The sequence below is a fragment of the Oerskovia sp. Root22 genome (genome assembly GCF_001429135.1).
Classification (GTDB): Bacteria; Actinomycetota; Actinomycetes; order Actinomycetales; family Cellulomonadaceae; genus Oerskovia; species Oerskovia enterophila.
The window spans coordinates 65,253-91,844 of record NZ_LMIL01000002.1; the positions used below are offsets into that span (position 1 = coordinate 65,253).

20 protein-coding genes are annotated in these 26,592 nt (G+C 72.1%); 13 read left to right on the forward strand and 7 right to left on the reverse strand.

Going from position 1 to position 26,592, the window contains the following annotated elements; genetic code table 11:
* The first annotated feature begins 44 nt into the window (after positions 1–44).
* A complete protein-coding gene (locus ASE15_RS03775) occupies positions 45–2,231 on the forward strand; it encodes a SpoIIE family protein phosphatase (RefSeq protein ID WP_056647445.1) in 2,187 nt (728 codons plus the stop codon).
* Between the two features lie 43 nt (positions 2,232–2,274).
* Positions 2,275–3,288: a sigma-70 family RNA polymerase sigma factor gene (locus ASE15_RS03780; RefSeq protein ID WP_056647448.1), complete on the forward strand. Its 1,014-nt coding sequence runs from the start codon at positions 2,275–2,277 to the stop codon at positions 3,286–3,288.
* A 66-nt stretch (positions 3,289–3,354) separates the two neighbouring features.
* On the opposite strand, the gene ASE15_RS03785 is transcribed toward ASE15_RS03780, so the two are convergent.
* The 4 genes from ASE15_RS03785 to ASE15_RS03800 all read right to left on the reverse strand — a co-directional run bounded on the left by ASE15_RS03785 (position 3,355) and on the right by ASE15_RS03800 (position 5,146).
* Positions 3,355–3,837, reverse strand: a complete 483-nt coding sequence (locus ASE15_RS03785; protein ID WP_056647451.1) for a DUF1269 domain-containing protein — start codon at positions 3,835–3,837, stop codon at positions 3,355–3,357.
* 10 nt (positions 3,838–3,847) lie between these two features.
* Positions 3,848–4,189, reverse strand: coding sequence for an SHOCT domain-containing protein (locus ASE15_RS03790; protein ID WP_056647454.1), 342 nt, complete (start codon positions 4,187–4,189; stop codon positions 3,848–3,850).
* 74 nt (positions 4,190–4,263) lie between these two features.
* A complete protein-coding gene (locus tag ASE15_RS03795) occupies positions 4,264–4,692 on the reverse strand; it encodes a DUF6325 family protein (protein ID WP_056647457.1) in 429 nt (142 codons plus the stop codon).
* Positions 4,693–4,720: 28 nt separating this feature from the next.
* On the reverse strand, positions 4,721–5,146 hold the full coding sequence (locus ASE15_RS03800) for a hypothetical protein (RefSeq protein WP_056647460.1): 426 nt from the start codon (positions 5,144–5,146) through the stop codon (positions 4,721–4,723).
* Between the two features lie 151 nt (positions 5,147–5,297).
* Here ASE15_RS03800 and ASE15_RS03805 point away from each other — a divergent pair, with 151 nt between their 5' ends.
* Both ASE15_RS03805 and ASE15_RS03810 read left to right on the forward strand, forming a co-directional pair.
* Complete coding sequence (locus ASE15_RS03805) at positions 5,298–6,524, forward strand: sodium:proton antiporter (protein ID WP_056647463.1); 1,227 nt, start codon at positions 5,298–5,300, stop codon at positions 6,522–6,524.
* A 98-nt stretch (positions 6,525–6,622) separates the two neighbouring features.
* A complete protein-coding gene (locus tag ASE15_RS03810) occupies positions 6,623–7,921 on the forward strand; it encodes an AI-2E family transporter (protein ID WP_235534150.1) in 1,299 nt (432 codons plus the stop codon).
* 55 nt (positions 7,922–7,976) lie between these two features.
* Here the strand turns inward: ASE15_RS03810 and ASE15_RS03815 are convergent, their stop codons facing one another.
* Positions 7,977–12,866: a VWA domain-containing protein gene (locus tag ASE15_RS03815; RefSeq protein ID WP_162259117.1), complete on the reverse strand. Its 4,890-nt coding sequence runs from the start codon at positions 12,864–12,866 to the stop codon at positions 7,977–7,979.
* Positions 12,867–13,031: 165 nt separating this feature from the next.
* Between ASE15_RS03815 and ASE15_RS03820 the strand changes: the two genes are divergently transcribed.
* From ASE15_RS03820 to ASE15_RS03850, 7 genes are all read left to right on the forward strand, one after another.
* Positions 13,032–13,562: a GNAT family N-acetyltransferase gene (locus ASE15_RS03820; RefSeq protein WP_056761643.1), complete on the forward strand. Its 531-nt coding sequence runs from the start codon at positions 13,032–13,034 to the stop codon at positions 13,560–13,562.
* 156 nt (positions 13,563–13,718) lie between these two features.
* Complete coding sequence (locus ASE15_RS03825; protein ID WP_056761646.1) at positions 13,719–14,159, forward strand: universal stress protein; 441 nt, start codon at positions 13,719–13,721, stop codon at positions 14,157–14,159.
* Between the two features lie 97 nt (positions 14,160–14,256).
* Entirely contained in the window at positions 14,257–15,312 is a 1,056-nt protein-coding gene (locus ASE15_RS03830) for an alpha/beta hydrolase (RefSeq protein ID WP_082618194.1), read from the forward strand.
* Between the two features lie 208 nt (positions 15,313–15,520).
* Positions 15,521–16,213: a hypothetical protein gene (locus ASE15_RS03835; RefSeq protein WP_056761649.1), complete on the forward strand. Its 693-nt coding sequence runs from the start codon at positions 15,521–15,523 to the stop codon at positions 16,211–16,213.
* A gap of 185 nt (positions 16,214–16,398) precedes the next feature.
* Positions 16,399–18,540, forward strand: a complete 2,142-nt coding sequence (locus tag ASE15_RS03840) for a sensor histidine kinase (RefSeq protein ID WP_082618195.1) — start codon at positions 16,399–16,401, stop codon at positions 18,538–18,540.
* Positions 18,537–19,217, forward strand: coding sequence for a response regulator transcription factor (locus tag ASE15_RS03845; RefSeq protein WP_056761652.1), 681 nt, complete (start codon positions 18,537–18,539; stop codon positions 19,215–19,217). The genes ASE15_RS03840 and ASE15_RS03845 overlap by 4 nt, the downstream gene beginning before the upstream one ends.
* 169 nt (positions 19,218–19,386) lie before the next feature.
* The gene (locus ASE15_RS03850; protein ID WP_056761655.1) at positions 19,387–20,565 is read left to right on the forward strand and encodes an epoxide hydrolase family protein; all 1,179 of its coding nucleotides are present in this window, start codon (positions 19,387–19,389) and stop codon (positions 20,563–20,565) included.
* A gap of 163 nt (positions 20,566–20,728) precedes the next feature.
* Here ASE15_RS03850 and ASE15_RS03855 read toward each other — a convergent pair whose 3' ends face one another.
* On the reverse strand, positions 20,729–21,784 hold the full coding sequence (locus ASE15_RS03855; RefSeq protein WP_056647487.1) for a 2,3-butanediol dehydrogenase: 1,056 nt from the start codon (positions 21,782–21,784) through the stop codon (positions 20,729–20,731).
* Between the two features lie 271 nt (positions 21,785–22,055).
* Here ASE15_RS03855 and ASE15_RS03860 point away from each other — a divergent pair, with 271 nt between their 5' ends.
* Positions 22,056–23,102 carry a 5'-3' exonuclease gene (locus tag ASE15_RS03860; protein ID WP_056647490.1) on the forward strand — a complete coding sequence of 349 codons (1,047 nt, stop codon included), beginning with the start codon at positions 22,056–22,058 and terminating at the stop codon, positions 23,100–23,102.
* 55 nt (positions 23,103–23,157) lie between these two features.
* Here ASE15_RS03860 and ASE15_RS20735 read toward each other — a convergent pair whose 3' ends face one another.
* Positions 23,158–23,304: a hypothetical protein gene (locus tag ASE15_RS20735; RefSeq protein WP_157277134.1), complete on the reverse strand. Its 147-nt coding sequence runs from the start codon at positions 23,302–23,304 to the stop codon at positions 23,158–23,160.
* Between the two features lie 193 nt (positions 23,305–23,497).
* Here ASE15_RS20735 and ASE15_RS03865 point away from each other — a divergent pair, with 193 nt between their 5' ends.
* Complete coding sequence (locus ASE15_RS03865) at positions 23,498–26,497, forward strand: carbohydrate binding domain-containing protein (protein ID WP_056761657.1); 3,000 nt, start codon at positions 23,498–23,500, stop codon at positions 26,495–26,497.
* The last annotated feature ends 95 nt before the right edge of the window (positions 26,498–26,592 follow it).

The following is a 26,592-nucleotide window of genomic DNA, read 5'->3' on the forward strand; positions in this document are numbered from 1 at the left end:
ATCTAGACCGCGACGTGGAGCGGGCCCCGAGGAATACTGAAGCGGTGACCGAGGCCCAGGCGATCTTCGAGCTGGTCGAGGCGGGGCTCGGCTCCCCGACCGCCGACGAGTCCTTCGACCGCTTCGCGCGCCTGGCCATGCGCCAGCTCGGCGTCCCGACCGCCGCGGTGTCGTTGGTCCTCGCCGACGAACAGGTCTACCCCGGGGCCCACGGGCTGCCGGAGGACATCCAGGCGAGCCGGCGCATGCCGTTGACCCACTCGTTCTGCCAGCACGTGACGAACGACCGCGAACCGCTCGTCGTGCCGGACACCCGCAAGGACAGCAGGGTCTGGGACAACCCCGCGATCCCCGACTTCGGCGTCCTGGCCTACGCGGGCTTCCCGATCCTCGACCAGCGCGGCCGCGTCGTCGGGACCCTGTGCGCCATGGACGACGAACCGCACGACTGGACCGAGTCGGACCTCGCGACCCTCGCCGACCTCACGGCCGCCTGCACGTCCGAGCTGCGGCTGCGCATCGCGCACGAGCGGGCCACCCGGATGCAGAACCTCGCCATCCAGGCGACGCGTCGCAACCGCCTGCTCCTCATGCTGAGCGAGGCCTTCGCGGACGCGACCTCGGTCCAGGACGTCGGCGAGACGCTCGCCTACGTCGCCTCCTCGGCGATCGGAGCCCGGTACGCGGGGCTCGCGGTCGTGGACCCGTCGCGCAAGAGCCTGACGTACACGAGCATGGACCACCTCGAGCCCGGGCTCGCCCCCTCCTACCGCTACGCGCGGATCGACGACCCGGACCGGGTCGTGTCGTACGTGGCGCGCACCCAGGAGGCCCTCTTCTTCCGTGACCAGGCGGACATCCTGGCGTCCTTCCCGACGGTCTCGGACGCGATCGACGACACGGTCGGCTCGCGCGCGCTCCTGCCCGTGGTCTCCGGCACCTCGCTGCTCGCGGTCATCTTCCTCGCGTGGGAGCACGGCAAGGTCGCCGACGACGAGTCCTTGTCCCGAGCCGGCCTCGCGGGCTTCGTCGCGCACGCGCTCGAACGCGTCAGGCTGCTCGAGGAGCGCCGCGACGCCGCGACCACGCTCCAGGCCGCGATGCTCACCGAGCTCCCCGACATCCCGCACCTCGAGCTGGCCTCGACCTACTCGCCCGCGACGCTCACCGACCAGGTCGGCGGGGACTGGTACGACGCGGTGGTGCACGACGAGGACGCCTCGGTCCTCATGATCGGCGACGTGACGGGTCACGACATGCGGGCCGCCGCCGAGATGGGCCAGCTCCGCTCGATGCTGCGCACGTTCGCGTGGAGCCACGACGAGTCCCCGTCCGCGCTGCTGCGGCTGCTCGACCGCGCGAACTCCGGGCTCGCGCTCCACGCGAGCGGGACCGCGGTCGTGGCCCGGCTCGACCGTCGCGGGGACTTCTTCGACCTGTCGTGGTCGAACGCCGGGCACCCTCCGCCTCTGGTCCTCCGTTCGGACGGGAGCGTCGAGATGCTCGACGCCCGGCCGGACATGATGCTCGGGTTCGTCCCCAACGCCCCGCGCAGCGACCACATGACCCACCTGGGGCCGGGCGACACCCTGCTGCTCTACACCGACGGCCTGATCGAGCGGCGCGGCGTCGCCCAGAGCACGCGGCTCGCGGGCCTGGCCCAGGCGCTCGTCGCGCTGCGCCACGGCTCGACCCTCGCGCTGCCCAACGCCCTGGTCCAACGCCTGGTCGGCAGCGACCAGCGCGACGACATCGCGGTCCTCGCGGTGCGGGTCCGCGCTGCGGTGAACTCGCACCCCACGCCCGCGTGCCCCACCCGCGTCTCCCGCAGCGTCGAGCACACGACCGGCGCCATCTCGCCCGCCCGCCGCTGGGTCGACGACATCCTCGAGAGCTGCGGTATCAGCCGCGACCAGCGCCGCACCATCATGCTGCTCGCGAGCGAGACCCTCACCAACGCCGTCCAGCACGCGGTGGGACCGCTCGAGGCGATCGTCGAGGTCAGCAACACGCTCGTCCGGGTCGGTGTCCGCGACGGGTCGCCCGACGAACCGACGCTCCACGACCCCGCGCCGCACGAGACGGGAGGCCGAGGCGTCCAGTTCCTCGACCGGTTCGCGGACCGCTGGTTCGTCGAGCACCGTGCAGCGGACGGCCCAGGAAAGACCGTGTGGTTCGAGCTCGCACGCGACGACGCCCTCTCCCCTGAACGTGTCGGCGGGTCACGCTAACGTGGAACACGGCGCGCACAGCGGCGTGCCACGAGAGGACACCATGACCGAACGCACAGCGACCGTCGCGGACGAGGACCTCGGGGAGCTGCTGGACCAGTACCGGTCGCAGCTCACTGGCTACTGCTACCGCCTGCTCGGCTCGTCCTTCGAGGCCGACGACGCGGTCCAGGACACCATGGTCCGTGCCTGGCGGTCCTACGACCGTTTCGAGGGACGTTCCGCGCTGCGCTCCTGGCTCTACCGGATCGCGACCAACGTCTGCTTCGACCACCTCGCGCAGCGCAAGCGGCGCGAGCGGCCCATGGGCCTGGGCGCTGCGCAGTCCGCCGAGGAGCGGAACCTGGGCGAGCAGCTCTCGGAGGAGACGTGGGTCGAGCCCATCCCTGACGACCGCGTGCTGCCTCGGGACGGGGACCCCGCGGACGTCGCGGTGGGGCGCGAGTCCATCCGGCTCGCGTTCGTCGCGGCGCTGCAGTACCTGCCGCCCAAGCAGCGGGCGGTCCTCATCCTGCGCGAGGTCCTGCGCTGGCAGGCGTCAGAGGTCGCCGAGCTCCTCGAGACGTCGGTACCGTCGGTCAACAGCGCACTCCAGCGGGCGCGCGCGACCCTCTCTGCCCAGGCGCACTACGGCTCGGCTCCGGGAGCCGACGGTGCCAACCTCCCCACCGTCCCGGCCGACGACGAGAAGAACGAGCTCCTCGAGAAGTACCTCGACGCGTTCGAGCGCTACGACATGCCCGCGCTCGTCGCGCTGCTCCACGACGAGGCCACGCTCTCGATGCCGCCCTACGCGCTGTGGATGCAGGGCCCCGTCGAGATCGAGAGGTGGATGGTCGGTCCTGGCGCAGAGTGCCGCGGCTCGCGCATGGTGCCGGTGCAGGCCAACGGGACGTTCGGGTTCGGCCAGTACCGGGTGTCCCCCGACGGCGGCTACGACGCGTGGGCCCTGCAGGTCATCGACACCGTGGACGGCAAGGTCACGGGCATCAACGCGTTCCTCGACGTCGAGGCCTGGTACCCGCTGTTCGGCCTGCCGCTCCACCTGGACGCCTGACGCCCCACGCACAGCGGGGTGGGCCGGCGAACCGGCCCACCCCGCTGCTCACGTCCCTGGACGAGGTCAGTCGAACGTCTCGAGGAGCAGCCGGCGCTCCTCGTCGGTGAGGTTCGTCGCGATGAGATCGCCGTGCAGGCCGTGGAACCGCTCGCCGACACGGTCCAGGTTCCCGTCCTCGGTCACGGCGAACAGCGCGGAGGTCCCCTCGGTGACCTGCGCGCGGATGCGGTCCAGCTGGTCCTTGTTGAGCCCCACTGCCTCCATGGACTTGTGGATCGCACCGAGCGCCGCGCCTGCCGCGACCCCGATCACCGGCACGAAGAAGAGCGCCCCGAACAGGAGCCCCCAGAACGCACCCCATCCCGTGCCTCGCCACTCGTCCTCGTGCGTGTGGCGCGTGGTGGGCTTCTTGGCGCCCTCGGGCCAGCTCACGATCGCACGGTCCACGATCTTGATGAGGCCTTCGGAGGCCGCGTCCCGCAGGACGCCGGACGCCACCTCGGCGCCCCCCGGGGTGTCGAACGACCAGACGGTGAAAGTAGCCATGATTCCTCCCTCAGGCGAGCAGCTTGGCCTTGGCGGCGGCGAACTCGGCGTCGTCGAGCACGCCTGCCGCCTTGAGCTGACCGAGCTTCTCGAGCTGGGCCAGGAGATCGTTCTCGCCGACTGCGGGTGCCGCGGCGGCCGGAGCCTGCGCCTGGGCGGCCTGCGCCGCGTACATCTGCTGCTGCTCGGCCTGCTGCTGAGCCTGGTACTGCTGGGCCTCGGCCTGCTGCTCGGCCTTGCCCTGCTGGTGTCGCTGGACGGCGCCCGCCGTGGCAGATGCCGTCCCGGCGATGACCGCGGTGCGGGCCATCGTCCCCAGGAGGCCGGGGCGTCCTACGCGTCGTAGTGGCATGGTGTTCTCCGTTCGTCGTGCAGTCCGTGTGCGTGCTGTGCTGGGAAGTGCGGTGCGACGTGACTCGTGTCCGCTCAGACGAGCTCCGCGAGCTCGACGATCTCGTTGACGACCTCGGCCGGGATCCGCTCCTGGGCGATCACCGCGGCCCCCGCGTCGCGCACCGCCCCCACGAACTCGCGGGCCCAGGAGTGCTCGACGATCAGCACGAGCGCCGACGTCCCGGGCTCGAGGTTCGCGGCGACGTCGTCGATGTCCTCCTGACCGGCGAGGCCCGAGCTGCCGAGCTGGGTCTCGGTGATGTCGAGCTCGTCACCGAGGTCCTCGACCTCGACGACGTCGATCTCCCCGCCCAGACCCTTGCGGACGACCGTGAGGTCGAGGAGCCTGACGACGTCGGACCCCAGGAGGTCCACGATCGCGATCTTGACCGCGTCGGGCACGCGCTCCTCGGGGAAGGCGATCGCGACGAACTCGACCGGACCGAAGGTGGTTGAGGGCATGTGTGGCGCTCCTTGCTGGTAGGTGAGGTCAGGGCAGGTGGGACGCAGAGGCGGACGCGCGCTCGGCCTCGTCGCCGTGGACGACGAGCGCCCACAGCACGAACAGCCCCAGGATGATCGTGACGATCGACCACCACGGGCTGGCGGGCAGGGCGACGAACTGGGTCAGGACGTTGAGCACGACCAGGACGATCGCGACGAGGCGCGCCCAACCCCGGCCGGAGAGCACCGAGAAGCCCACGATCACGAGCAGGATCCCGACCACGAGGTGGACCCATCCCCAGGTCGACACGTCGAGGACGACGATCCCCTGCTCTCCCAGCCCGACGAGCTTCTCCGGGGAGAACGCCGCGACCAGGCCGCTGATCGCGTTGAACAGCCCGAGCACCAGCAGGACGACGCCCGCGAACCACACCCAGCCGACCCATGCCGTGACCTGCGATGACCGTGCCATGTTCTCTCCTCGCGCGCGGTGGACGGACGGCATCGCCCGACGTCGTCGTCGGCCCGGAGCCGTCCCGGAAGTCGTGCTCCCCTGATCGTGGCACCGCCCGCTCGTCACGGCATCCGCTGCGCGAACGCTCGGGCCGCACCACTATGGGTCCATGGAACTGGGATTCACGGGTGGGATCGCCCTGGTCGTGCTGCTCGGGGTCGTCGGTCAGGTCGCGGCCAAGGCGCTCAAGGTGCCGTCGATCCTGCTGCTGCTCGCGCTCGGGCTGGTCGCCGGGCCCGTGACGGGCCTCGTCGACCCCGACGCGCTCCTGGGCAAGGACCTGTTCCCCCTGGTCTCGATGGCCGTGGGCATCCTGCTGTTCGAGGAGTCCCTCAAGCTCGACATGACCCGGCTCAAGGGCGGGGCGCGGCGACCGGTCGCGCTGCTGGTGACGGTCGGTGCGGTCCTGACCGGTATCGGTGCCACGGCCATCTGCTGGTGGGTCCTCGACCTGCCGCTGTCGCGGGCGGCCGTGATCGGGGCGATCCTCATCGTGTCGGGACCGACCGTCGTCGGGCCGCTGCTCGCGATCATCCGTCCCAAGCAGCCCCTCGAGTCGGTGCTCGCGTTCGAGGGGATCTTCATCGACCCGATCGGCGCGACGGTCGCGCTCGCCATGGCGAACGTCGCGCTGCACGCCGCCCCCGAGCACCTGGGCGCGACCGCGTTGTCCGGGATCCTCACGGGAGCGGTCGCCGCGGCCGTCTACGTCGTGGCCGTGCGCTGGGGCAGGGTGCCCGCCGCGGCCGAGGTCTCGCTCGCGTTCGCGACGGCACTGGCCACGTACGCGATCGCCGAGGCGTTCCACGAGGAGGCCGGGCTCTTCGCGACGACGACGCTCGGGATCGTCCTGGCCAACCAGCGGTGGGCCCGGATCGAGCCCCTGCACGAGTTCGGCAGCCACGTCGGGCTCCTGCTCATCGGCACCCTCTTCATCCTGCTCACGGCTCGGGTCGACCTCGACGCGCTCGCGACCTACGCCCTGTCGACGCTCGCGATCGTGGCGCTGCTCGTCCTGGTGCTGCGCCCGCTCGTCGCGTCGATCGCGACCACGGGCAGCGTGCTGTCGAGCCGAGAACGGGTCATGGTCGGCTGGATGGCGCCACGCGGGATCGTCGCGGCCTCGACCGCGTCGGTCTTCGCGCTGCGGTTCGAGCAGGACGGCCAGCCGTTCGAGCAGCTCGTGCCGGTCGTGTTCGGCGTGATCCTCCTGACGGCCGTGATCTACGGGCTGACGGGTCCGTGGGTCGCCGCGCGGCTGGGAGTGCGGTCCGAGGGCCCCGAGCACCTGGACGACGACGGGGTCCCGCTCGCCGAGCAGCGCACGTCCGGGTGACCGGTGGGCCCGGGCGCGGCGCCGGCGTGTGACGTGCACCTTCGGGCCCGACGGCGTGGGCTCACCTTGAGCGCCCAGGCGTTCGCTACGTTCGGCGCATGACGAGCGACGCGACCACGCCGGGCGACCACGCCGGCCCGTACTCCCCGCCGCCCTTGAGCGCCGACACGGTCGCGCCCCGTGACTTCGTCGCGCTCGCCCCCGACGACCCGCGCAAGCCCCCGCGCTGGCTCCCCCGTGCGCTGTTCATGATCGTGGTCACGGTCTTCGTCGGCATCTTCGTCTGGTACGCACTCGGCACCCTGAAGAGCCTGGGCGTCAACGTGCTCATCGCGTTCTTCATCGCGCTCGCGCTCGAGCCGATCGTCGTCTGGCTCGTCCGCCACGGTTGGAAGCGCGGCGGGGCAGCGGCCACGGCTCTGCTGGGTGGCCTGGTCGTCGTGATCGGGATCTTCGCGCTCTTCGGCAACCTGTTCGTGCAGCAGCTCGTCCAGCTCGTCCAGTCGATCCCGGCGCTCTACACGAACATCCAGGAGTTCGTCCAGGAGCGGTTCGACATCGACATGCCGAGCTCTGACGTCCTGCTCAAGCAGGGCTTCAACGAGTTCGGCGAGGACGTCGCGTCGGGCGCGCTCGTCGTGGGGACGACGATCGTCGGCGGGATCTTCGCGTTCCTCACGATCATGCTCGTGACCTACTACCTCCTGGCCGCAGGACCCAAGTTCCGCGCCGCGATCTGCCGGTGGCTGACCCCGAACCGCCAGCAGGAGGTCCTGCGGCTCTGGGAGATCACCCAGGTCAAGGTCTCCGACTTCATCAACTCGCGCATCGTCCTCGCGGCGCTCTCGAGCGTCTTCACGTTCGTGTTCCTGCTGATCCTCGGCACCGACTACGCGCTGCCGCTCTCGGTGTTCGTGGGTGTCGTGTCCCAGTTCGTGCCCACGATCGGTACGTACATCGGTGGCGCGCTGCCCGTGATCGTGGCCCTCACGTCGCAGGGGCTTCCCCAGGCGCTGGCCGTCCTGATCTTCATCGTGGCGTACCAGCAGCTCGAGAACCTCTACTTCTCGCCCAAGGTCTCGGCCCGTGCCCTCGAGATGAACCCCGCGGTGTCGTTCGTCGTGGTCCTCGCGTTCGGCGCCGTGTTCGGTGCCCTGGGCGCGTTCCTCTCGCTCCCGATCGCCGCGACCATCCAGGCCGTCGCCAACACCTACCTCCAGCGGCACGAGCTGGTCGACTCGCACATGCTGCACGACCCGGGCCGCGAGAAGGACGAGCCGACCGACGACGAGGGCGACGGGGGCGGCGGGCTTGCGCGACGTCGTCGGGCCAACCGGAAGGCTGCGCGCGAGGCCGCGCGCACGGTCGACGAGCGCCACGCCGACGGCATCGAGTAGCTCTCGCACAGGACGGGCCGCTCCCCCGCGGGGAGCGGCCCGTCCTGCTGCCCGGCTAGGGGTTCGCCCGGCGCCGGCGGACCGTCACGAGCGTCGCTCCGAGCAGCACCAGGAGCAGCGCGCCCGTGAGGATCCCGACGACGTCGGCTCCGGTGACCGGCAGGCTCGACGGCGGCGCCGCGGAGACGGGCGGGACCTCGTGCGTCGTCGTGCACGAGACGCACCCGCCACCCGGGCCGGGCGTCGCGACGTTGGTGACCGTCACGCCGTGAGCGCTCGACGAGAGCCTGACCTGGTAGGAGATCGCGGTCGTCGCTCCCGCGGTCGCGAGGTCCGGCACCGCCCAGGTGAGCGTCGTCCCGGAGAGCGTGGTTCCCGGAGGCTGCGAGACCAGGGTCCCGTACCGCAGGACCTTGGACAGGTCGTCGGTCACGACGGCCCCGCTGACCACGGCGTCGGTCGTGCTCGTCACGGTCAGCGTGTACGTGATGACGCTGCCCGCCGCGACCTTCGTGCCCGTCGCAGGGTTGCTCGTCTTGGCGAGCGTCCAGGCGGGCGTGACGTGCGACGTCGTGCGGCAGGCTTCCGCCGGGTCCACCACCGCGAGGGCCGCGGGTGCGGCTGCCACGGCCGCCGCTGCCACGTCGGCCGCGAGCGCGGTCGCGTCCGAGACGAGGGCGGACGCCGACGGCGCCACCTCGGGTTGGACGGGTGGCTCCGGCTCGACGCAGGGCTCTGCACCAGGAGCCGTGACCACGTTGGTGAGCGTGACCCCGTACGCGCCGTCGTTGACCCGCACCTGGTAGGTGATCGTCTCGGTGTCGACCAGGTCCCCGATGGTCCAGACGAGGCTCGTCCCCGTGAGCACGGCGCCACCCGTCGAGGCCTCGATGCTGCCCTCGACCAGCGTCGCGTTGTTCAGCACCTGGGCGAGGTCGTCCGTGACGACGACGTCCGGATCGAAGCCCTCGCCGACCGTCGCCACGGTCACCGTGTACGTGATGACGTCGCCCGGCAGGACCGTCGCCCCGCTGCCCGGGTCGCTCGACTTCACGACCGTGAAGGGCGCCGGGATGTCGTCGTTCACGACGGTGCAGACGACCGTCTGCCCGACGGCGACCTGGACCGTCCCGTCGGTGACCTCGACCGGAGTCGCCGCTCCACCGTCGGATCCCGGGATCTCGCACGTCCAGTCGGACGCTTCATAGCCCTCGGGGCCGCCCGTCTCGGAGAGCGCATAGTCGCCGGCCTCGACGTCCGCCCCCGTGACCGCAGGATCACCGCTCACGCCGCTGAGCGGAGTAGGCCCGTCGGCCTCGAGCGTCCAGTCGGCGGGCTCCGCCGAGCCGCCGCTGTCGTTGACGACCTGCTTGACCAGGGTCAGCGACGGCTGCTGGGCCGTGTTGAGGATCGTGCACGTCACGTCCGCGCCGAGCGGGACCGTGACGGTCCCACCCGTGACCTCGCCACCCGTGCAGGTCCACGCGCCCGGGGTGTAGCCGGCCGGCCCCTCCTCCGAGAGCTCGTAGTCACCGATCGCGACGGGGGCCGAGGTCACGGCCTCCGTCCCCGACGCACCCGAGACACCGGTCGTCGGGCCGGCCGCGCTCAGCGTCCAGTCGGACGGCTCGTAGGCCCCGCCGGTCGTCCCGTTCTCGACGTCCTTGACGAGCGTCAGCGTCGACTGCTGGGCCGTGTTGACGATCCTGCACGTCACGTCCGCGCCGAGCGGGACCGTCACGGTCGAGTCCGTGAGCGTCCCGCCCGTGCAGGACCACGTGCCCGGGTCGTACCCCGCCGGGCCCGTCTCGGAGAGCGTGTAGTCCCCCGTGAAGACCTCGACCGCCGAGACGCCGCCCGTGCTCGTCGGGTCGCCGTTGCCCGCGACGGGCCCCTGGCCCGTGATGCCGTCCGGGGTCGCGGTGAGTGTCCAGTCCGCCGGGACGTTCGTCGCGCCGGTCGCGCCGTTCTGGACCTCCTTGACGAGGGTCAGGCGGCCCGGGACGTCGGCGTTGACGAACGTGCAGACCGTCGTGTCCAGGGGGAGGAGCGTGACGATCGTGCCGTTCAGCGGCACACCGGCCTCGGTCACGCACTCGACGGAGAGCTCCTCATAGCCCGTGGGCGTCCCCGACTCCGTGATCTGGTACGCCACGCCGGGCCGGACGTTGATGGAGGTGGCATCCGTGCCCACCGAGCTTCCCTCGACCGTCTGCGGCTCGAGCCCTGCGGGGAAGGTCCCGATCGGCGTCGCCGTGAGACTCCAGTCAGCCGGCACCGCTTCCCCGCCGTACTCGTTCTCGACGACCTTCCGCAGGTCGAGCGTCGCGGTCTGGTTGACCGCGGTGCAGCGGATCCAGCGCCCGAACGGTACGTTGACGCCGCCGTTGAGTCCGTCGGAGAACCCGGGGATGACCGTGGTGCCGTCGGCAGCGAGCTCGACGCACGACCAGCTCGCGGTCGAGCCGGGGATCGGGACGGCGTTGGGCCCGGTCGCCTGGACGTAGTTGGGGTCGCCACCGGACTCGTTCAGCGGGTAGATCACGCCGGGGGTGACCTCGGCGGTTGCTCCCGGTGCTCCCGTGACCCCGCTAGGGCCGGGGAGCGCCCCCGAGGGGGCGACCGCGTCGAGCGTCCAGTCGGTGGGCGCCGGGTCGCTGTCCCCGTCGCCGCCCTGGACCGTCTTGGCGAGCGTGAGCCGGCTCGCGCACGTCACGGTGTTCGTGACCGTGGCGGTGTTGTTCCCGGCGATCAGGGTCGGCGAGTACGGCAGCGTCTCCGAGAGCTCGGTGCCGTTGAAGTCCGTCACCTCGGTCGCGTCGAGCGTGCACTGGGTCAGGACCACTGTCGTCGACTCGCCGATCGCAGGCGTCTGCCCCGCCTGCAGGCCGGTGCGGGGCACGCCCCACCCCTGGAGGGTCCCGGCGATGGAGGCCGAGGCCGAGAGCCCGTCGGGCTGCGCACCGTCGGTGTAGGTCTCGCCGTTCACGATCCACTCCTTGGAGAGCGTCAGGGACGCGACCGGGTTGGGTGCCCGGTTGTAGACCGTGCAGGTCACCGCGGTGGTCGGGTCCACGGGCACCGTGAAACCGGTCGCACCGCTGTTCGTCGCGGTCACGGTGTCGCCCGTCACGATGTCGGTGCAGACCGCGTTCGCACCGTCCACCTGCTGCAGCGTGAAGCCTGACTGCTGCGTCTCCATGACGCCGACGACCCCGGACGACGTCGACGAGGGGTAGGAGAGGTCGAAGTTCGCGGCCCCCGTCCCCGCCGCCGTCGTGACCGTGGACGGGTCCTCGACCGTGACGTCCCCGGACTGGGTCTCGGCGGTGAACTCCCACCCACCCGCGGGCTCTGCGCCCTCGATCGACCCGACCGGCGCGCCCGAGGGCACGACCTGCTTGATGACGGAGACCGATCCTTCGCAGTTGCCGAGCGCGAGGGCGCGGAGTTGGTTCCCGGCGTCCTCGTAGTCCGCGGTCTGGAAGTAGTCCGTGCCCGCGAGCTCGCCGGAGATCGCTCGCAGGTTGAGCCCGCTGCCCGCGGTGTCAATCCCGTCCCCGACGCCGAACGCCACCATGTGGGTTCCCTGCGCCTTGACGGCGTTGGCGCTGAACACCCCGTTCTCGACCTCGCGCAGACGGGTGAAGTTTCCGGGGCCCTCCTGGTTGCCGTAGAAGGTCGGGTTCCCGTCGGTGAGGACGATCGCGACGTCGTAGTCGGCCGCGCTCGACGCGACCTGGTAGATGCCGCGGTCCCAGTTGGTGCCGCCGCCAGCCGTGTAGCTGTTGATCCGGTTCTTCACGAGCTGGGCGCTGTCCTCCGTCGAGACCGGGGTCAGGGCCAGGTTGGGGTTGCCCGTTGCGGGGGCGAGCGAGCTGAACGTGAACAGGCCCATGTTGGACGGCGTGCCCGTCAGGGCGTCGACGAACCGGTTCGCTGCCTGCTTGAGCTGTGGCAGGTCGGCCGCGACGGATCCGGAGAGGTCGAGGACGAGCGCCACGTCGATCCCGCACTGCGCGGGGAACGTCGGGTTTTCCCGCGAGGTCTGCCAGATGCCACCGGACGCCACGTTGTTCGTGCTGCCGGTGGCGAGCATGAACGAGCCTTCGGAGGTGTAGGTCGTGCCGTTGCGGAGCTGGGTACCGGTACGGAAGTCGTACTGCGTGATGGTCGATCCGCTGCTCCCGGTCCCCAGGTCGGGGTTCTCGTACCAGTCAGTTGGCACCCCCGTCTGGACCACCCAGAACCGGCGGTCGCGGTTGGCTCCACCGACCTGCGTGTTCGGCACGACGAACGAGCAGTCGCCGTCGGCGTCGGACACACACGTGGCCCACGCGTCGGCGACCGGTGTCGTGGGAGCGCCCGTGCCGTCGTAGAGCTGGAGGGTGACCCCGGCCAGCGGCCCGACCGCGACCAGACTGGTGCGGTCACCGCCCACCTTGACCGTGACGACCGCGTCGTTCCCGGTCGCCGGAGGGACCAGGAAGGGCGTCACGCCGGGACCCTCTACCTCGTCGGGCGACTCCGTTGCCACCGCATCCGGCATGGGCGGGCCCTGCACCTCGGCCTTCTCCGGTACGTCCACCCCGGTGTCGCCCGGAGCAGGCTCGTCCGGCGGCACGGTCGCGCCGTCAGGCGACGGGCTCTCCGGCACGGCCGCCGGGTCGGTGGCCGCCGGGTCGGCGCCCGCGGGGTCGGCGCCCGCGGGGTCGGCGCCCGCGGGGTCTGCCGGTTCGGTCGGCGACTCGGTCCACGCCGGGGTCGCGGCCGGGTCCCCTGCCGTGGCCGTGCTGCTCGGTTCCGGCACGGGCGCCGGTTCCGCGACCGCCGGGGCCACAGCACCGATCACGAGCAAGGATGCGACGGCCAGCGAGGCCGTGATCCCTGACAGCGCGTGTCGCGTCCTGGAAGTGGTCGAGCTCGTGGTCAGTGCACGTCGCATAGCGGTCCCCTTGTGAGCAGAGAGTCTTGCCGGTGGGCCAAGATGTCTCGCTGAGGGCCACGGCATCGGTGGCGTGGCCCGATTTCAGAGTGACACCGGGTGCCGTCCCTCGCGACAGCAGGACGCACGTTCACCCGGGCGAATCCGGCGTTGTACCGTGCCGGGATGACCCACGCACCCACCGTGACCGTCCGCCGCGCGACCCGTGAGGACCTGCCCGCGATCGCCGAGATCGCGGCGCACTACGTCCTGCACACGGTCACGACCTTCCAGACCGAGCCGCTCACGCTCGCGGGCTGGGAGGAGCGGTGGGAGTCGCTGCGGGCGGCGGGCCGCCCGTTCCTGGTCGTCACGGTCGCGGAGGGCCCCGGCCTGCCCGACGACGTCGCCGGGTTCGCGTACGTGGGCGCCTGGCGCGAGCGACCCGCCTACGCGTCCACGGGCGAGGACACCATCTACCTGGCTCCGGGCAGCGAGGGCCGAGGCCTGGGCCGAGCGCTGCTGTCCAGGCTCCTCGACGAGGCGCGTGAGGCCGGGGTCCGAGAGGTCGTCGCGGTCGTGAGCGACGCCGAGTCCCCCGCGTCGGTGGTCCTTCACGAGAAGCTGGGCTTCCGACAGGTCGGTCGGCTCGAACGGGTCGGCTTCAAGCACGGCCGGTGGCTCGACACCGTGCTGCTCCAACGCTCGCTCGGCTGACGCCGCGCTCGGGCGGACCCGGGAGCGCGAGGTGAGCGGCGCCGTCGGGCCTGTGCACGTCGGTGCCCGTGGCACGACCGATCCGCGCGCCCGTGGCACGACCGATCCGCGCGCCCGTGGCACGACCGATCCGCGCGCCCGTGGCACGATGGACAGATGATCCGACCCCTGCTCGTCGGAGTGCACCCGGGCCAGCACCCGGACATCGTCCAGCGTGCCGCCGGCTTCGCCCACGCGTTGGGGACGTCGCTCGTGTGCGTGTGGGTCGACGTCGGGCCCGTGGCGGACGACGGCTCCGGAGAGCGACGCCTGACGACCGAGCTCGACCGCGCGCTGCGCGGGACGGGCGTCGCGTGGAGCCTCGTGGTCGCGGGTGACGGCGACGTGGCCCGGAAGCTCGACGAGGCCGCGGTGACGCACGACGCCGCGATCGTCGTGGTCGGCGCCCATCGTTCGGGGGCCGACGGGTGGCGCAACGAGGCCCTCGGCGGCTCGGTCGCCGGCCGGCTCTCGCACCTGCAGCACCGGCCCGTGGTCGTGCTGCCCGTGCTCCCGCCGCCCGGCCAGGACAGCACCGAGGACACCGCCGAGGACTGAACCGTCCCCGGCCGCACGTCGCGCCGGACGCCCGGACCACCCGGGACGGCACGTGCGCTGCCGCGCTCCGACCCGTCCCTCTGGCTAGGCTCCGGGCATGGTCTCCCCCTCCCCGGCGTCCCCGGCCGACAGCCCCGCGGTGCGGCGTCGCCGCTGGCCCCGGGCCCTCGCCTGGGTCGGCGCGTCGCTCGGGGTCGTGGCGATCGGGACGTTCGTCGCGTTCCAGGTCAGCCCGTGGCCCTCTGCCCTCCTCATCCGGTACGCGTTCGACAAGGGCGGCCACGAGACCGACGAGAAGCTCGCGGCGCTCGTGCCGTCCGGCGTCGTGAGCACGACCGACGTCGCCTACCGCGCCGACGACCCCGACGCGCTCCTCGACGTGCACCGTCCCGCGAGCGCCGAGGGACCGCTGCCCACGGTCGTGTGGACGCACGGCGGCGGGTGGGTCTCGGGCAGCAAGGAGCAGGTCGCGAGCTACGCGAAGATCGTCGCGAGCCACGGCTACACGGTCGTCGCGATCGACTACTCGATCGCGCCCGGCGCGACCTACCCCACGCCGCTGTTCGAGCTCAACGACGCGCTCGCCTACGTGACCGAGCACGCCGACGAGCTGGGTGTGGACCCCGGGCGGATCGTCCTCGCGGGCGACTCGGCGGGGTCCCAGATCAGCGCGCAGGTCGCGGGCGCGGTCACGAGCCCGGCGTACGCGCGGGAGCTGGGTCTCGAACCTGCGATCGGGCCCGACCAGCTCGCAGCCGTGGTGCTGCACTGCGGCGCGTACGACATCGGCCTCGTCGACACCTCGAAGGGCGGCGCGAGCGCCTGGTTCCTCGAGACCGTGCTGTGGTCGTACTCGGGGACCAAGGACTTCGCCGACGACCCGCGCTTCGCGGCCGCGTCGGTCACGGACCACGTGACCGCGGACTTCCCGCCGGCGTTCCTCACGGGCGGCAACGCCGACCCGCTCACGCCGCAGGGCAGGGCTCTGGTCGCGCGGCTCGCGGAGGCGGGCGTCGAGGTCGACGCGATCTTCCAGCCCGACGGCGAGGAGCCCGGCCTGGGCCACGAGTACCAGTTCGACATCTCGACCGAGGCCGGGCAGGTCGCGCTCGACCGGAGCCTGGCGTTCCTGGCGAAGCACACGTCGGGCTGAGCCAGGCGGTCGCCCGCTGAGTGCATGATTCGGCCGCGACTCGCCGGGCGTGTCGCTGCACGATCATGCACTCGGCGCCCGCCGAACCGCCCAGCCTCCCAGGACATCCGCCCCTGCCGCCCGGGACGCCTCCCGCCCCACGCTCGTCGTGTCAACCACCCACGGCCGCCGCCCGCCGGGCCGGCCCTCCGACACGCAGGGGTCCACCATGACCGCACGACCGACAGCACCCGTCACCTCCGACGCCGCCCTCGCCCACGGGCACCCCGCCCGCACGTCCCGCGCCTGGGCGTGGACCGGCGTCGCGGCCGGCGTCCTGGGCATCGTCTCGATCCAGGCCTCCATGGCGCTCGGCGCCAACTGGGAGCAGACGGCAGGCGACGCCGACGCGATCGTCGCCGACCTCGCGGGCAAGACGTCCACGCTCCTCGTCTTCCACACCGCGACCGTCCTGGTCGCGATCCTCGTCCTGGTCTTCGCGGCAGGGCTCAAGCGACGCCTCGACGTCCAGGCCCCGGCGGGCAGCCTCCTGCCGACGGTCGCAGGCTCGGGACTCGTCCTGACCTCGGTCGCGGCGCTCATGGGCTCGGGGCTCGACACCCAGTTCATGTTCGGGTTCGCCGAGCTCGACAAGATCGTCGCCGAGTCGGGCGCGTTCTACGCCGACTGGACCGCGACCATCCCCTGGCTGTGGGTCGGCGCGGGCCTGACCGCGGTCGCCGTGGCCGTGGCGTCGCTGCGGCACGGCGCCGCACCGCGCTGGATCGGGGTCGTGAGCCTGCTCCTGGGTGGGCTCACGCTGCTCCTGGGCGTCTCGCCCCTGCAGTACATGGCAGGGTTCGTGGGTCCGCTGTGGCTCACGGTCGCGGCGCTCGGCTTCGCGCTGGGCGACCGTCGCTGACCTGCCCGACGGCGCAGCCCACCGTCGTGGTCACGTCACCGAGCGCCCGGGTCGTCCCGGGCAGCGCGACCGGCCCCGTCCCCCTCTCCGGGGGCGGGGCCGGTCGCGGCCGTGCAGCCCGGCGTGCGGGTGGAATCGTTCCCGCCCTCTGTCGCGCAGCCGGTCCCGCCCCCTACCGTGGCGCTGTGGGCGCAGACGCAGGGGACGTTCCACCGGAGTCCTCCGGCGGTCCGGCCGTGCCCTCGCGCGGATCGGCGTTCGGTCGCGCGAGCCTGGGCACCGGGGGCCTGCCTCGGACGGCGCTCGCCATCGCGATCGTCTCGTGGCTCCTGGGCATCGCGGCGCTCGTGCTCCAGCTCACCTCGGGTGTGGACGTGCTGCTCGGCGACCTGCTGTTCGTGGTCGTCGACGCCATGGTCGCGCTCGTCTACGGCTCGGTCGGGGCGATCATCCTGTCGCGCCGGCAGCACGTCGTCGGCTGGCTCGTCTCGCTCGCGGGGATCGGCGGAGGGTTGGCCGCCCTCGGCGGGGCGTGGCGCAGCTTCGCGAGCACGCACCCGGACCTGCCGCCGCTCGAACCGCTCGCCGCGGCGTACGGTCTCGCGTGGGTCCCGGGGACGATCGGGCTGTTCGTGCTCGTGCCGTGGTTCGTGCGCGACCACCCGTTGTCCGTGGGCGCGTGGCTCGGGGTCGCGGGCGGCGTCGGCTCGATCCTCTTCTTCCTGCTCGCACCGGTCGACGACCCACGGCCGGCGATCCTCGGCGTCGTCGTCATGGGGCTCGTGACCGCGGCCGCGACGTGGTGGCGGCACCGGCACGGGCCTCCCGAGGAACGCCGCGGCCTGGGGCTCCTGGCCCTGGGCACGGCGATCATGGCGCTGTCGTTCCTCCCTCTTCTCGGGACGTGGGACTCGCCGGACGCGATCCTCGCGCTGCCCCTGACCCACCTCGCGTGCCAGGCCCTGTTCCCTGCCGCGCTGCTCGTCTCGGTCCTGCGCAACCGGCTCTGGGGCCTGGACCTCGCGCTGAGCCGCGCGACGATCGGCGCGCTCCTGACCCTCGCGCTGGTCGTCGTCTACGTCGCGCTCGTCGTCGCCGTGACGGCTCTCGTCGGCAACCGGCCGCTCGCCCAGGTGCTCGCCGCGGTCGGCGTCGTGCTCGCGGTCCAGCCCGCCCGCACCTGGCTCCGGCGGCGCGTCCGCACGCTCGTCTACGGCGAGACGACCGCCCCGGGGCGGGCCGTGCTGCGCATGGGACGCCAGCTCGGGGTCGCCGCGACCGCGGACGAGCTGCTCCACGGACTGGTCGCCTCGACGGGCGAGTCGCTCAGGCTCGAGTCGGTCACGCTCACGAGCGGCGGGGGCCCGGCGGGCGCGGCGGCGTCCTCCCGCACCGCCTCGCTCGCGGGCGGTGCCCCGGCCGCACGAACGGGCTCCGGGTCGGCGAGCACCGTCCCCGGGGCGCCACCCGGGACGGTCGAGGCATCGTGGGGCTCCCCCACCTCGGTCCACGTGACCCACGTGCCCGTCGAGCACGGCGGCCAGGTCCTCGGTGACCTCGCCGTGACACCCCGCGCCGGCGAGCGCCTCGACGCACGCACCCGGGACGCGCTCGCCCAGCTCGTGCCGGTCGTCGCAGCGGGCCTCGCCCTGGCGAGCGGCGCGCGCGACCTCGAGCGCGCCAAGGACGCCGTGACCCGGGCGCGTCTCGCCGAACGGCGACTGATCCGTCGGGAGCTGCACGACGGCGTCGGGCCGTGGTTGAACGGGCTGCGGCTCGGGCTGCAGGGTGCGCGCAACACGCTCGCGACCGACCCCGCCGCCGCGGCCGCGGTGCTCGAGGCCCTCCAGCACGAGGTCGAGCAGCGGGTCGGGGACGTGCGCACTCTCTCGCGCAGCCTGCTGCCCCCCGCGCTCGACGAGGCCGGTCTCGAGGCCGCGCTGCACGACCTCGCCGACCACCACGACGCCGACGGCTTCGCGGTCGAGCTCCTGTGCGGGCCGTGCGACGACCTCGACACGCGCATCGCCGCCGCTGCCTACGCGATCGCGAGCGAGGCGGTCATCAACGCGTCCCGTCACAGCGGGGCCGCGGGCTGTCGCGTCGAGGTCGCCGCGCACCCGCCCGGTGTCCCCGAGCCGGGGACGCACCTGGTCGTGACGTGCGACGACGCGGGCTCCGGCGTCGGGCAGGACGCGCAGGCCGGTGTCGGGACGCGGTCCATGCGGGAGCGCGCCGAGGAGCTCGGTGGGACGCTGGAGATCACCCCGCTCGCACCGCGCGGCACGCGCGTGCGGGCCGTCCTCCCCCGGAAGGTCGTGCTGTGAGCCCCATCCGCGTGGCCCTCGTCGACGACCACCCCGTGTTCCGCATCGGGATGGCGGCGCTGCTCGACTCGCTCGAGGGCGTGAGCGTCGTGGCCCAGGCCGCGAGCGCCGCGGAGGCCCGAGCCGTGCTGGGCGCACCGGAGGGGCTCGACGTCGTGGTCATGGACCTCGACCTGGGTGACGGGTCGGGCGTCGAGCTCACGCGGGACCTGGCGCGTGACCGCCCGGACGTGCCCGTGCTCGTCATGTCGATGCACGAGGACGACGACTCGGTCGCGGCCTGCCTGCGCGCCGGGGCGCGCGGGTACCTCGTGAAGTCGGCGTCGCCGCACGAGGTCGAGCGGGCGGTGCGGGCCGTCGCGAACGGCGAGCTGATCCTCGCACCGGGGGTCGCGGCACGCGCCGTGGCCAACGTGCTGGGCGGCTCGCGGACGGCCGTGCCGTTCCCGCAGCTCACCGACCGGGAGCGCGAGGTGCTCGCGCTCGTCGCCGCGGGGCTCGACAACACCGCGATCTCGCGGCGGCTGTCCCTGAGCACCAAGACGGTCCGCAACTACGTCGCGGGCGTGCTCGCCAAGCTGTCGTTGCGCGACCGGGCGGCGGCGATCGTGCGGGCGCGCGAGGAGGGCTTGGTGGACGACGACGGGTCGTCGGCGCGGGCGGCGGCCTCCCGCTGAGTGCATGATTCGGCTGCGACTCGCCGGGCGTTTCGCAGCGCAATCATGCACTCAACGCCCGAGAACCCGGCCCGACGCCGGAGCGCCCCCTCACGCGGCAAGGCGAGCTCCGCCGTCGGGCAGGAATAGCGGACAGAGGCTGACCGCTACCGCGCGTAGCGTCGAGGACATGGACACGACGACGAGCTCCACGATCCGCCCCTTCCGCCTCGAGATCCCGCAGGCGGACCTCGACGACCTGGCCGACCGTCTCGCGCGGACCCGGTTCCCCGCCCCGCTGCCGGGCGACGGCTGGGACACGGGAGTCCCTGTCTCCTACCTGCGCGAGGTCGTCGAGCACTGGCGCACGTCCTACGACTGGCGCGCGCAGGAGGCCGCCATCAACACCTACCCGCAGTTCCTCACCGAGATCGACGGGCAGCGGGTCCACTTCCTGCACGTCCGCTCGCCCGAGCCCGACGCGCTCCCACTGATGCTCACGCACGGCTGGCCGGGGTCGTTCGCCGAGTTCCTCGACGTGATCGGGCCGCTCACGGACCCGCGCGCGCACGGCGGCGACCCCGCGCAGGCCTTCCACGTCGTGATCCCCTCGCTCCCGGGCTTCGGCTTCTCGGGACCCACCGAGGCCGGCTGGAACAGTGCACGCATCGCGGTCGCGTGGGCCGAGCTCATGCGCCGGCTCGGCTACGAGCGCTACGGCGTGCAGGGCGGCGACGTGGGCGCGGGGGTCTCGCCCGAGGTCGCGCGCGCGACCGGGAGCGACGGCACCACAGGACCGGTCGTGGGCGTGCACCTCAACGGCAACATCGGCATGGCGTTCCACGAGATCGGCGAGGACGAGCTCGCGAGCCTCACGGAGCTCGAGCGCGACCGTCTGAGCCGGATCGGGCGCTTCATGACCGAGGAGCTCGGCTACGTCTCGATCCAGGGCACGCGTCCCGGGCTGATCGGCGCGGCACTCACGGACTCGCCCGTCGGGCAGCTCGCGTGGATCCTCGACAAGCTCAAGGCCTGGACGTTCCCCGCGGACGAGCTGCCGCACGAGGTGCTCGGCTGGGACCGGATGCTCACCGACGTGATGATCTACTGGCTGACCGGCACGGCCGGGTCGTCGGCGTACATGGCGTACGCGAGCGAGAGCGCGTGGGACGCGCCCAAGCCCCCGACCGGCGTTCCGACGGCCGTCATCGTGTTCGCGCACGACGTCGGCATCCGCCGGTACGCCGAGGCCCAGCACCGGATCACACGGTGGACCGACGTCGAGGGTCGCGGGGGCCACTTCGCGGCGATGGAGGAACCAGAGGCGTTCGTCGCGGACGTGCGGGAGTTCTTCGCGACGGTCCGCTGAGCGGCGGCAGGCCGTCCCCTGGCTTCCGCCGAGTGCATGATTGCGCTGCGACTCGCCGGGCGTTTCGCAGCGCAACCATGCACTCAGCGCCCAAGAACCCGGCCCGACGGCGGAGCGCACCTTCCGCGTCGAGGGTGCGCTCCGGCGTCGGGCCGGGAGGCCGTCACGGGTGGACGAGGATCTTCACCGCGGTCTCGTTGCGGTGGATCAGGGTGTCGAAGCCCTCGGTGACGAGGTCCTCGAGCGGGATCTTGGCCGTGATGAACGGGGCGAGGTCGATCTTGCCCTCCTGGACGAGCTTGATCGTCTCGGCGTGGTCGCGCACGTAGGCGATGGTCCCGCGCAGGTCGATCTCCTTGAGGACGAGCTTCTGCATGTCGACTGCGGCAGGCTTGCCCCAGATCGACACGACCACGATCACGCCCGCGGGGCGGACCGCGTCGAAGAGCTGGTCGAGGACCGCGTTGACGCTCGTGCACTCGAAGGCCACGTCGACGCCGCGGCCGTCCGTGATCTCGCGGACGCGGGCGATGAGGTTGTCCTGCGTGGGGTCGACGACGTGGTCGGCGACGTGCGTCTCGCGGGCCTTGGTCTTCCGGGCCTCGGAGACCTCGGACATGATGACCGTGACGCCGCGCGCCTTGAGGACCGCGGCCGTGAGCAGCCCGATGGGTCCCGCCCCTCCGACGAGCGCGACGTCGCCGGCCTGGGCGCCCGAGCGGACGACCGCATGGTGGCCGACCGAGAGCGGCTCGATGAGCGCGGCCTGGTCGAGGGGGATGTCGCCCACGGGGTGGACCCAACGACGGTCGACGACGACCTTCTCGGAGAGCCCGCCGCCGCCACCGGCCAGGCCGATGAAGCCCATCTTGACGCACAGGTGGTAGTTGCCGGCCTCGCACTGCGCGCACTCGCCGCACACGAAGTAGGGCTCGACGACCACGGACTCGCCGATCGTCAGGTCGTCGACGCCCTCGCCCAGCGCGGTCACGGTCCCGGAGAACTCGTGGCCCATGGTCACGGGGATCTCCTCGTGCGACAGGGGGTGCGGGCGGCCCTTGGCGGGCGTGAAGATGGGGCCGTCGAGGTATTCGTGCAGGTCCGAACCGCAGATCCCGCACCAGGCGATGTCGATCGCGACCGCGCCCGGCCGCAGCTCGGGGGCCGGGACGTCCTCGATGCGGATGTCTTCTCGTCCGTGGAAACGTGCAGCCTTCATGATCCTCGCCACGCCTTCTCTCGTTGGTCGCTGGGTTCCTGACAGGCGACCCCGGACGGGTCGCCTCGATGCCCGGGGCAACTTCCACCCTAGGCACGTGACCTGCGGAAGAGCCCGGCCAAAGGTCCCGAATCGGATGTGACACATCCCTCCTCGCAGCGTCAGATCAGGGACCTCCGCGGCCGGGCGTCGGGGCGTCGCACCGGTCGGGGCGCGCGGCACCCGGGCCGTGGACCGGCCCGCGTGGGCGGCCGCCGGTACGTTGGGTGGCATGACGGACCCGGCGACGCCCGCTCCCCTGCGCGACACCCAGCTCCCCGGCCACGGCGGCCTGCTGCTGCTCGACTCCGCGTCGCAGTACTTCCGTGCGTTCTTCGGGGTCCCGGACTCGGTCAGGGCCCCCGACGGCACGCCCGTCAACGCCGTGCGCGGCTTCCTCGACACCATCGCGGTGCTCGTCACCGAGCGGCGGCCCGCGCGCCTCGTGGCGTGCTGGGACGACGACTGGCGCCCCGCGTTCCGCGTCGACGCGATCCCGTCCTACAAGGCCCACCGGGTCGCGACCGAGGTGCCCGGGACCACGGGCATCGAGGAGGTCCCCGAGGCTCTGACGACCCAGGTCCCCGTCATCGTCGAGGTCCTCGCGGCCCTCGGGATCGCGCGCGTCGGCTGCCCGGGCTACGAGGCCGACGACGTGATCGGCACGCTCGTCGAGCGCGAGTCGGCCCGGCGGCGCGCCCTGCGCGAGGCGGGCGAAGGGATCGGTGCGAGCGACTCCCGTGGGCCTGATGTCGGACCCGTCGAGGTCGTCACGGGAGACCGCGACCTGTTCCAGCTTGTCGACGACGACGTGCCAGTGCGCGTGCTGTACACCGCTCGGGGTCTCAAGAAGCTCGACGTCGTGGACGTCGAGCGCCTGGCCGAGCGCTACGGCGTGACGTCGGGCCAGGCGTACGCCGACATGGCCGCGCTGCGCGGCGACCCGAGCGACGGTCTGCCGGGCGTCGCGGGCATCGGCGAGAAGACGGCCGCGGGGCTGCTCGCCCGCTACGGCGACCTCGCGGGCATCCTGCGCGCACGCGACGAGGGCGACCCCGGCCTGAGCCCCACGCAGCGACGCCGCCTGACCGAGGCCGCGGACTACCTGGACGTCGCCCCGCTCGTGGTCCAGGTCGCGCGCGACGCCCCCCTGCCCGCAGTGCCCGACGACGTCCCGTCCGCCCCCGCGGACGCTGCGGCCCTCGACGCGCTCGCCTCGCGCTGGGGACTGCGGTCGAGCGTCGACCGGGTCCTGGAGGCGTTCGCGTCCGTGCGCTGAGAGGCGTTCGCGTCCGTGCGCTGAGGCGTCAGCAGCGCCGTGCCGACCTCGGAGCTCAGGTGCGCGGGCGTCGGCGGCAACGCCGCCCGCGCTCCTCGCCACGCATCCCACTGAGGAATGCCCGCACGACGATCACCACATAGGTCAGCAGCGCGAGCACGCAGACCACCGTGACGAGCTGCCACGGCTTGATCATGTCCATCGTTCCTCCTGCCGGCACCCGTTGTGCCGGGTCCTCCCGTCGCGCCTCGGTGCGCCCGGTCGAGCCTCCCACACCTCTGGTCAGCCCTCGGGATGTCCTGTATGTTCCCGCAAGGAAGGCTGCAACGTTACGCAACCTTGCAGAAGTCACACCGTCGTGACTCTCGGCGGTGCCCCCTTGATGAAGGAAGATCATGCGATCAACGACGTTCGCACGGTGGAGACGACCCGTCGCCCTCCTCCTCGGCCTCGGGCTCCTGGGCCCGCTCGCCGTCACCTCGGTGGCCACGTCGGCCGCCGGCGCGACCAGCGGCGAGGCCTCGACCACGGTCTACTACCCGGCCCGAGCCGGCTGGACCACGACCAACGTCCACTACGGCGTCACGGGCGGCGCGTGGACCACGGTCCCCGGCGTCGCCATGGCGCCCGCGTGCGACGGCTGGCTCAGCCGGACCCTCCCGCTCGGGACGGCCACCGGGGCACAGCTCACGTTCAACAACGGGTCGGGGACCTGGGACAACAACGGCGGCCGCAACTACGCGGTCGGTGCGGGCGTCGTGGTCGTCAAGGACGGTGCCGTCACGACCGGGACCTCCCCCTGCGCGACCACGCCCGACCCCGAACCCACCCCCACCCCCACCGAGACCCCCGCGGGCGCTGCGACCCTCTACTACGCGACGACGTGGACCGCGCCGAAGATCCACTTCAACACCACGACCGCGGCCTGGACCACGGCACCGGGCAAGGCCATGGAGGCCGCCTGCACCGGGTGGTTCCGGTTCACGATCGACCTGGGAGCCGCCACGGGCGGCAAGGTCGTCTTCACCAACGGCTCGGGCACCTGGGACAACAACGGCGGCAAGGACTACGCCTACGGCCCCGGGATCTCGACCGTGAAGAACGGGGCGCTCACGGCGAACGCCACGGACCCCTGCCCGCCCGTCGTCCCCGAGGTGCCCGACACCACGGCCCCGTCGGTCCCCTCGGGCCTGACCGTGACCGGCACGGGCATCGGCCTCACCGCGAGCTGGACCGCGTCGACCGACGACACGGCCGTCGCGGGCTACACCGTGACGCGCACGGGCGGCGCGGGCACCGTCGCGCGCGACGTCACGGGCACGTCCGCGACCGACGCGAACCTCCTCGAGAACACGGCGTACTCGTACTCCGTGATCGCGTTCGACGCGGCCGGGAACCGCTCCGCGGCGAGCACGACGGCCTCGAGGACGACCGGTACCCAGCCGACGACGCCCCCCGCCACGACCGGTGAGCCGCTCGGCGGCGACCCCCGTGAGGACTCGATCTACTTCGTCATGACCGCACGCTTCAACGACGGCGACGCGACCAACAACCGTGGCGGCTCGATGCACGTGAAGTCGGGCAACGCCGCGAACGACGACCCCATGTTCCGGGGCGACTTCGAGGGCATCGTCGACAAGCTCGACTACATCAAGGGCCTCGGGTTCTCGGCGATCTGGATCACGCCCGTCGTGCTCAACCGGTCCGACTACGACTTCCACGGCTACCACGGGTGGGACTTCTACCGCGTGGACCCGCGGCTCGAGTCGGAGGGCGCGAGCTACCAGGACCTGATCGACGCAGCGCACGCCAAGGGCATCAAGATCTACCAGGACGTCGTGTACAACCACTCGTCCCGGTGGGGAGCAGAGGGGCTGTTCACCCCGACCGTGTACGGCGCGCGCGACGCGCAGTGGAGCTGGTACTACGACCAGCCCGTCGCGGGCAAGGAGTACGACCCGCTCGAGGAGGACGCCGACGGCTCGACGTACAACGGTGACCTGTGGTCCTCGACGCAGCCCGCGGGCCAGAACTGTGCCAGCTGGGGTGTCCCGGTCGGCTACTCGGCCGAGGGTTACCGGACGTACAGCTGCCAGTGGCCCAACGCGACGTCGGGCATGTTCCCCTCGAACCTCTACCACCCCTGCTGGATCGGGAACTGGGAGGGCAAGGACGCCCAGGACTGCTGGATCCACGAGGACCTCGCGGACTTCAACACCGAGAACGAGCAGGTGCAGGACTACCTGATCGGCGCGTACAACAAGTACATCGACATGGGCGTCGACGGGTTCCGGATCGATACTGCGGTCCACATCCCCCGCGTCACGTGGAACCGGGTCTTCCTGCCCGCGATCCAGGAGCACGCGGTCGCGACGCACGGCGAGAAGGGCAAGGACTTCTACGTGTTCGGGGAGGTCGCGCAGTTCGTGCACGACAAGTGGAACCGCGGGTCCGTGAACCACTCCGCACCGTTCTACACCTGGGACGAGCGCAAGGAGTACTCGCTCGACGACGTCGTCGCCGCGGCCGAGCAGTTCCAGTACGAGAACCTCATGGGGCCGGCGAACCAGCCGACGAGCACCAACGCGACCCTGGTCGGGAACACGTACCACGCTCCCGACCACTCCAAGGCGTCGGGCATGAACATCATCGACATGCGCATGCACATGAACTTCGACGACGCCTCGAACGCCTTCTGGTCCGGCAAGGACTCCGACGACGTCACGAACGACGCGACGTACAACACGGTCTACGTGGACAGCCACGACTACGGGCCCGGCAAGTCCCAGACGCGGTTCGCCGGGGGCACCGACGCGTGGGCCGAGAACATGAGCCTCATGTGGACGTTCCGCGGCATCCCGACGCTCTACTACGGCTCGGAGATCGAGTTCCAGGCGGGCAAGAAGATCGACTGCGGTCCGACCTGCCCGCTCGCCACCACGGGGCGCGCCTACTACGGCGACCACCTCGCGGGGACAGTGGTGGCGAACGACTTCGGCGTCGTCACGTCGGCCACCGGGGCCGTCGCGACGACGCTCCAGCAGCCGTTGGTCAAGCACGTCCAGCGCCTCAACCAGATCCGCCGGGCGATCCCGGCGCTCCAGAAGGGCCAGTACTCGACCGAGGGGGTCTCGGGTGGGATCGCATACAAGAAGCGGTTCACCGAGGGGTCCGTGGACTCGTTCGTGCTGGTCGCGGTGAGCGGTTCGGCGACGTTCTCGGGCATCCCGAACGGCACCTACGTGGACGCCGTGACGGGCGACCGCAAGGTCGTCACCGGCGGATCGCTCGCGGTGTCCGTGAGCGGCAAGGGCAACATGCGCGCCTACGTGCTCGAGCTGCCGGGCAACCCGGCGCCGGGCAAGGTCGGTGAAGCAGGTCCGTACCTGAGGTAGCGGTCGACGAGCGGGTGCCACCTCCCTGAGGCGGCACCCGCTCGTCGCGTGCCACCAGCCGCACGCCCGTGCGGTTGACAACGCTGTCATCGGTG